This window comes from Enterobacter cloacae complex sp. P18RS (assembly GCF_014982105.1).
In the GTDB taxonomy this organism is placed as follows: domain Bacteria; phylum Pseudomonadota; class Gammaproteobacteria; order Enterobacterales; family Enterobacteriaceae; genus Enterobacter; species Enterobacter hormaechei_C.
The window spans coordinates 1-337 of sequence record NZ_JADCKV010000041.1 but is presented as its reverse complement, the minus strand read 5'-3'; the positions used below and the strand labels follow the sequence as shown (position 1 = coordinate 337).

At 48.4% G+C, this 337-nt stretch carries 1 tRNA gene; it reads right to left on the bottom strand.

Features of this window, described 5'->3' with window-relative positions:
- Positions 1-136 precede the first annotated feature (136 nt).
- Positions 137-212 (bottom strand) — tRNA-Glu (locus tag INF61_RS22290).
- Positions 213-337: the final 125 nt, after the last annotated feature.

Here is a 337-nt window from a genome sequence, read left to right as displayed (position 1 = left end):
ATCGAACACACATGAGCTGTGTGTCGTTTCAATTTTCAGCTTGATCCAGATTTTTAAAGAGCAAATATCTCAAACATGACTCGCAAGTCAGTTTTGAGATATGACGGCAGGTGACTTTCACTCACGAACCAGCAAGTGGCGTCCCCTAGGGGATTCGAACCCCTGTTACCGCCGTGAAAGGGCGGTGTCCTGGGCCTCTAGACGAAGGGGACGTACAGTCTCAATCGCAAGACGCCTTGCTATTTACTTTTCATCAGACAATCTGTGTGAGCACTACAAAGGCAGGTTCTTTAAGGTAAGGAGGTGATCCAACCGCAGGTTCCCCTACGGTTACCTT